Origin of the sequence: Streptomyces sp. NPDC058534 (assembly GCF_042717365.1) — a bacterium.
Taxonomy (GTDB): Bacteria; Actinomycetota; Actinomycetes; order Streptomycetales; family Streptomycetaceae; genus Streptomyces.
The window spans coordinates 61,479-67,683 of the sequence record NZ_JBHXNW010000030.1 but is presented as its reverse complement, the minus strand read 5'-3'; the positions used below and the strand labels follow the sequence as shown (position 1 = coordinate 67,683).

The window sequence follows — 6,205 nt, the reverse complement described above, 5'->3', positions numbered from 1 at the left end:
CCGGGTGCGCGGGGATTGAGCCGGGCGCGGGGGCGGGCCTGTGCGCGGGTGTCGCCCTGCCGGGCGGGCGGCTGTGGTGGGTCTTGCCGGGTGGCTTGCGGGGCGGGCTTCGCGCTGTAGGGCACCAAGCGCAGCGCCCTGCTGCACCCCGACGGCTGGCACGACATGCACCTGCATGCCCGGGTGCGCGGGGATTGAGCCGGGCGCGGGGGCGGGCCTGTGCGCGGGTGTCGCCCTGCCGGGCGGGCGGCTGTGGTGGGTCTTGCCGGGTGGCATGCGCCTGCGCGCCCGCGTCCGCGGCGACTGAGCCGGCGCGGGCGGGCTACGCCGCAGGGGCGCCCTCCTGTTCGGCCTCGATGCGGGCGTTCCACTCCCGCTTCGAGGCCTGCCAGCCGTCCTCGTTGTGGCCGAGCCGCCAGTAGCCGGAGATCGACAGGTCCTCGCGGGAGAACTCCCGCTCCACCCGCAGATACCGGCGCAGTTCCTTCACGCAGGCCGCCTCGCCGTGCACGAACGCGTGCGGGCGGCCCTCGGGGAACTCCAGCCCGCGCACCGCCTCGACGAGGGCCTGGCCCACCGGACGGGCGCCGCGGTGCAGCCAGACGACCTCCACGTCGGAGTCGATCTTCTGCTCCTCCTCGGGCCCGTCGACCTCCACGAAGGCGAAGGCGCGGGCGCCGTCGGGCAGCGCCTCCAGGGACCGGGCGATCGCCGGCAGCGCGCTCTCGTCGCCGGCCAGCAGATGCCAGTCGGCCGTCGTGTCGGGGGCGTAGGCGCCGCCGGGGCCCATGAAGTGGACCGTTTCGCCCGGCCGGACGCGCTTGGCCCAGGGGCCGGCCAGCCCCTCGTCGCCGTGGACGACGAAGTCCAGCGTCATCTGGAGGTGCTCGGCGTCCCAGTGGCGCACGGTGTAGGTGCGGGTCACCGGCCACTGGTCGCGGGGGAACTCTGCGCGGATCCGCTCGACGTCGAAGGGCTCGGGATAGGTCACGCCCTCGGCGGCGAACAGCAGTTTCACGTAGTGGTCGGTACAGGTGTCCGCGGAGATCGCGGCCAGCCCCTCGCCGCCGAGCACCACACGCTGCATGTGCGGGGTCAGCCGCTCGGTGCGGACGACCTGTGCGGTGTGCGGCTTGCGCGGCTTGCGTACCGGACGGTCTGCCATGAGGGCCTCCCTGCTGCCAACGTGCGGATCATTGGGTTAGGTTTACCTAAGTTAGCATCCCCTTCCCGCTTGTCGCGTCACGAGGGGGAGATCCATGACGATCCGCACGCAGAGTACGACTTCCCCTCCCCGGGAAACCGACGCGCCGCGCAGGCATTGACTGCCCGCGCCGCACGCTCAGGCGCTCAGCGTCGTCAGCAGCCGGTGCAGGGATCCGCCCAGGCCCCAGCGCGCCGCCAGGGCGTCCAGCGCGGCGGCGTCGCGCGGTCCGCGCGGCAGCGTGGTGGCGACGTCCGGCACCGGGACGTCGTCGGCGACCCGGACGACCTTCGGGGCGACGTCGAGATACGGCGCGGCCTCGGTGAGCCGCTTGCGCTGCGAGGGCGTGAGCTTCGCCTTCGGGTCGTCCACGGCGGCCCGGATGCCCGCCAGGTCCCCGAACTCGGCCAGCAGCTTGGCCGCCGTCTTCTCGCCGATGCCGGCCACACCGGGCAGCCCGTCGCTCGGGTCGCCGCGCAGCAGCGCCAGATCGACGTACCCGCGGCCGTCGACGCCGTACTTCTCGCGCAGCGCGGCCTCGTCGGTGAGGTTGAGGGTGCCGACGCCCTTGACCGGGTAGAGCACGCGCACGCCGCGGGCGTCGTCGACGAGCTGGTAGAGGTCCCGGTCGCCGGTGACGATGTCGACCGGGCCCGTCGCCCGCGCGGTGTACGTGCCGATGACGTCGTCCGCCTCGTATCCGGCCACGCCGACGCGGGCGATGCCGAGCGCGTCGAGGACGGCCTCGATGACCGGCACCTGCGGTGACAGCGTGTCGGGCACCTCCTCCTCGTCGGGGCCGGCGGGACGCTCCTCGGCGACGCGGTGCGCCTTGTAGGAGGGGATCAGCTCCACCCGCCAGTGCGGGCGCCAGTCGGCGTCCATGCAGGCGACCAGCTGGTCGGGCCGGTGGTCCTTCACCAGGCGGTCGATGAAGTCGAGCAGGCCGCGCACGGCGTTCACCGGCGTGCCGTCGGGGGCCCGCACCGAGTCCGGCACGCCGAAGTAGGCGCGGAAGTAGAGGGAGGCGGTGTCGAGAAGCATCAGTCGTCCGGTCACGCCTCGCATCATGCCGCAGAGCGTGTGGACGAATGGGGGAGGACGTGTGAACTGAGTCACTCATGTGTTTGGCGTATAAGCATCGGGGCAGGCGCGCAGCCGGGTCGAAGCTGGTTGATGCATTCAACTGTTAGCGAGGCTTCACACCCTGTCCCTGCCCCCGATGCAAGAGGTAAGCGTGTCAGCCAGACTAGAAGCCGAGAACCTGTACAAGGTCTTCGGCAGGAAACCGGACCAGGCAGTCGAACGACTGCGCCAGGGGGACGTACGGAAGGAACTGCACGCCGACGGCACCACGGCCGCCGTCATCGACGCGTCCTTCACCGTGGAACCCGGCGAGATCTTCGTCGTCATGGGACTGTCCGGATCCGGCAAGTCCACGCTGCTGCGCATGCTCAACGGTCTGCTGGAGCCGACCGCCGGGCACGTCCGCTTCGGCGGTCACGACCTCACCGAGATCAGCGAGCGGCAGCTGCGCGACGTCCGCTCCAAGCAGATCAGCATGGTCTTCCAGCACTTCGCGCTCTTCCCGCACCGCAGCGTCCGTGACAACGCTGCCTACGGTCTTGAAGTGCAGGGCGTGCCCCGCGCCGAGCGTGAACGCCGCGCCGACGAGGCGCTCGCCCTGTGCGGCCTGGCCGGCTGGGAGAAGTCCTGGCCCGACGAGCTGTCCGGCGGTATGCAGCAGCGCGTCGGCCTGGCCCGCGCGCTCGCCACGGACGCCGACCTGCTGCTGATGGACGAGTCCTTCAGCGCCCTGGACCCGCTGATCCGCCGTGACATGCAGGACCAGCTGCTCGAACTCCAGAAGACCCTGAAGAAGACCATCGTCTTCATCACGCACGACCTCAACGAGGCCATGCGCCTGGGCGACCGCATCGCCATGATGCGCGACGGCCGGATCGTCCAGATAGGCACCGCGCAGGACATCCTGATACGTCCCGCCAACGACTACGTCGCCTCCTTCACCCAGGACGTCGACCGCTCCCGGGTGCTGACCACCGGTGCCGTCATGGAGACCGACCTGCGCGGCGACGAGGCCGACTGCGACTGCGAGACGGCCACGCCCGAGACGTCGTTCACCGACCTGTGCGCGATCAGCGCCCGCACCCCGCACCCCGTCGCGGTCGTCGACGGCGACGGCGAGCTGGTCGGGGTCGTCCCCACCCGCCGCCTCGTCGGCTTCCTCGGGGACGAGCAGGCCGAGCCCGGCACCTGCGACAGCCCGCGCGACCAGGGCCCCGAGAAGGTGATGGCCCGTGCCTAGGATTCCGCTCGGCGACTGGGTCAACAGCACCGTCGACTGGCTGCTCGAACACGTCGCGTGGCTCTTCGACTTCCTGAAGACCGTCTTCACCGGCACCTACGACGGCATCAACGCCGTCCTCCAGGCGCCCGAACCACTGCTCCTCGTCGGCATCTTCGCGGTCATCGCCTTCTGGCTGCGCGGCACGCTCGCCGGTGTTCTCACCTTCCTGGGATTCGCGTTCATCGTCTCCATGGAGCTGTGGGAGAACGCGATGATCACCTTGGCGCTGGTGCTCGTCGCCACGATCATCGCCCTGGTCGTAGCGGTGCCCGTCGGCATCTGGGCGGCCCGCTCCGACCGCGTCAGCGGCGTGGTCCGGCCCGTGCTCGACTTCATGCAGACGCTGCCCGCGATGATCTACCTCATCCCGGCGATCCTGTTCTTCGGCACCGGCGCCTCCGCGGGCATCGTCGCCACCCTGATCTTCGCGCTCGCCCCGGGCGTGCGCATGACCGAGCTGGGCATCCGCCAGGTCGACAAGGAACTGGTCGAGGCCGCCGAGGCCTTCGGCACCACCCCCCGCAACACCCTGCTGCGCGTCCAGCTCCCGCTGGCCCTGCCGACGGTGATGGCGGGCGTCAACCAGGTCATCATGCTCGGCCTGTCCATGGCCGCGATCGCCGGCATGGTCGGCACCGGCGGCCTCGGCGGCGACGTCAACGAGGCCATCGGCCAGCTGAACGTCGGTCTCGGCTCCGAGTCCGGTGTGGCCATCGTGATCCTCGCGATCTACCTGGACCGCATGACCAGCGCGCTCGGCACCCAGGTGTCGCCGCTCGGCCGCCGCGCCGCCGCCAAGGCCCGCAGCATGGGCGGCCTGAAGATCTGGTCCTACCGCCCCCGCCCGCAGGTCGCCGTGATCGGTGTCGTGATCCTGGGCCTGGTGGCCGGCGGCATGGGCATGTTCGGCGGCTCCGGCGACACCGAGAACGTCGCGAACGGCAAGAACGTCGGCCAGGGCAAGAAGGTCACCCTCGGCTACGTCCCGTGGGACGAGGGCGTCGCCTCCACGTTCCTGTGGAAGGAGATCCTCGAACAGCGCGGCTACGAGGTCGAGGCCAAGCAGTTCGACGCCGGACCGCTCTACACCTCCCTGGCGCAGGGCAACATCGACATCGTCACCAACTCCTGGCTGCCGACCACCCACGCCCAGTACTGGAAGAAGTACGGCGACCGGCTCGACGACCTCGGCTCCTGGTACGACGAGACGTCGCTGGAGCTGACCGTCCCGGCGTACATGAAGGACATCAACACGCTGGCGGACCTCAAGGGCAAGGCCGACCAGTTCGGCGGCAAGATCACCGGCATCGAGTCCAGCGCCGGTGAGATGGCACTGCTGAAGGACAAGGTCACCAAGGAGTACGGCCTCGACAAGGAGTACAAGGTCGTCGACAGCTCCACCCCGGCGATGCTGGCCGAGCTGAAGCGGGCGATGAGCAAGAAGGAACCGATCGTCGTCACGCTCTGGTCCCCGCACTGGGCGTACAACGACTACGACCTGAAGAAGCTGAAGGACCCCAAGGGCGCCTGGGGCGCGGGCGACGGCGTGCACACGCTGTCCCGCAAGGGCTTCGCCGACGACGACCCCACGGCCGCACAGTGGATGAAGGACTTCACGCTGGACGAGAAGCAGCTCACCAGCCTGGAGGCCGAGATCAACAAGTCCGGCAAGGGCAAGCAGCAGGACGCCGTCCGCACCTGGCTGAAGAGCAACCCGGGGCTCGTCGACGAGCTCGCCCCGGTCGAGGGCGCCGCCGGCGCCACCCCGCCCGAGGCCGAGCGGGCCCTGGACGTGGCCTGGTTCCCCTGGGAGGAGGACGTCGCCGTCACCTACCTGTGGAAGAACGTCCTGGAGCGTCGCGGCTACAAGATGAACATGAAGCAGATGGACGTCGGCCCGGTCTACACCGGCCTCGCCTCCGGCGACCTCGACCTCAACTTCGACGCCTGGTTGCCCCACGCCCAGAAGAACTACTGGGAGAAGAACAAGGACAACCTCACCGACCTCGGCACCTGGTACGAGCCGACCTCCCTGGAGATCGCCGTCCCCTCGTACGTGAAGGACGTCAAGTCCCTCGCGGACCTCAAGGGCAAGGCCGACCTCTTCGACGGGAAGATCATCGGCATCGAGCCCGGCACCGGTCAGATGCAGCTGGTCAAGAACGACGTCATGCCGGCCTACGGCCTGGAGGACGAGTACGAGGTCGTCGACGGCTCCACGCCCGCGATGCTGGCCGAGCTGAAGCGCGCCCTCGCCAAGAAGGAGCCGGTCGCGGTCACCCTGTGGTCGCCGCACTGGGCCTACAGCGACTACGAGCTGACCAAGCTGAAGGACCCCAAGAAGGCCTTCGGTGAGGGCAACACGATCCGCACCATCTCCAGCAAGAAGTTCCCCGAGCAGTACCCGCAGCTCACCAAGTGGATCAAGGGCTTCCACATGACCGAGGACGAGCTCGGCACCCTGGAGGCCGAGATCAAGGACCGCGGGCAGGGCCACGAGGAGGAAGCCGTCGCGGCCTGGCTGAAGGAGCACCCGGACATGCTCGGCCGGATGACCCCGCAGTAGTACCGCACCACTGGCCACCCCGAGGGGTGGGCCCGGCAGCGCCTCCTGACAGCGCGCGGCCGGGCCC

4 protein-coding genes and 1 pseudogene are annotated in these 6,205 nt (G+C 69.8%); 3 read left to right on the top strand and 2 right to left on the bottom strand.

All coding sequences use genetic code 11. The features are described 5' to 3' along the window. Positions 1-102 precede the first annotated feature (102 nt). Positions 103-198: pseudogene (locus ACFWR9_RS19965) on the top strand (GNAT family N-acetyltransferase); the annotation flags it as partial. Positions 199-322: 124 nt separating this feature from the next. Here ACFWR9_RS19965 and ACFWR9_RS19960 read toward each other — a convergent pair. Together ACFWR9_RS19960 and ACFWR9_RS19955 are read right to left on the bottom strand one after the other, a co-directional pair. After that, positions 323-1,165 carry a siderophore-interacting protein gene (locus ACFWR9_RS19960; protein ID WP_383843719.1) on the bottom strand — a complete coding sequence of 281 codons (843 nt, stop codon included), beginning with the start codon at positions 1,163-1,165 and terminating at the stop codon, positions 323-325. 177 nt (positions 1,166-1,342) lie between these two features. After that, the gene (locus tag ACFWR9_RS19955) at positions 1,343-2,248 is read right to left on the bottom strand and encodes a 5'-3' exonuclease H3TH domain-containing protein (RefSeq protein WP_383843805.1); all 906 of its coding nucleotides are present in this window, start codon (positions 2,246-2,248) and stop codon (positions 1,343-1,345) included. 193 nt (positions 2,249-2,441) lie between these two features. Here ACFWR9_RS19955 and ACFWR9_RS19950 point away from each other — a divergent pair, with 193 nt between their 5' ends. Beyond that, on the top strand, positions 2,442-3,530 hold the full coding sequence (locus ACFWR9_RS19950) for a glycine betaine/L-proline ABC transporter ATP-binding protein (protein ID WP_383843716.1): 1,089 nt from the start codon (positions 2,442-2,444) through the stop codon (positions 3,528-3,530). Next, complete coding sequence (locus tag ACFWR9_RS19945) at positions 3,523-6,138, top strand: ABC transporter permease/substrate binding protein (protein ID WP_383843713.1); 2,616 nt, start codon at positions 3,523-3,525, stop codon at positions 6,136-6,138. The genes ACFWR9_RS19950 and ACFWR9_RS19945 overlap by 8 nt, the downstream gene beginning before the upstream one ends. The last annotated feature ends 67 nt before the right edge of the window (positions 6,139-6,205 follow it).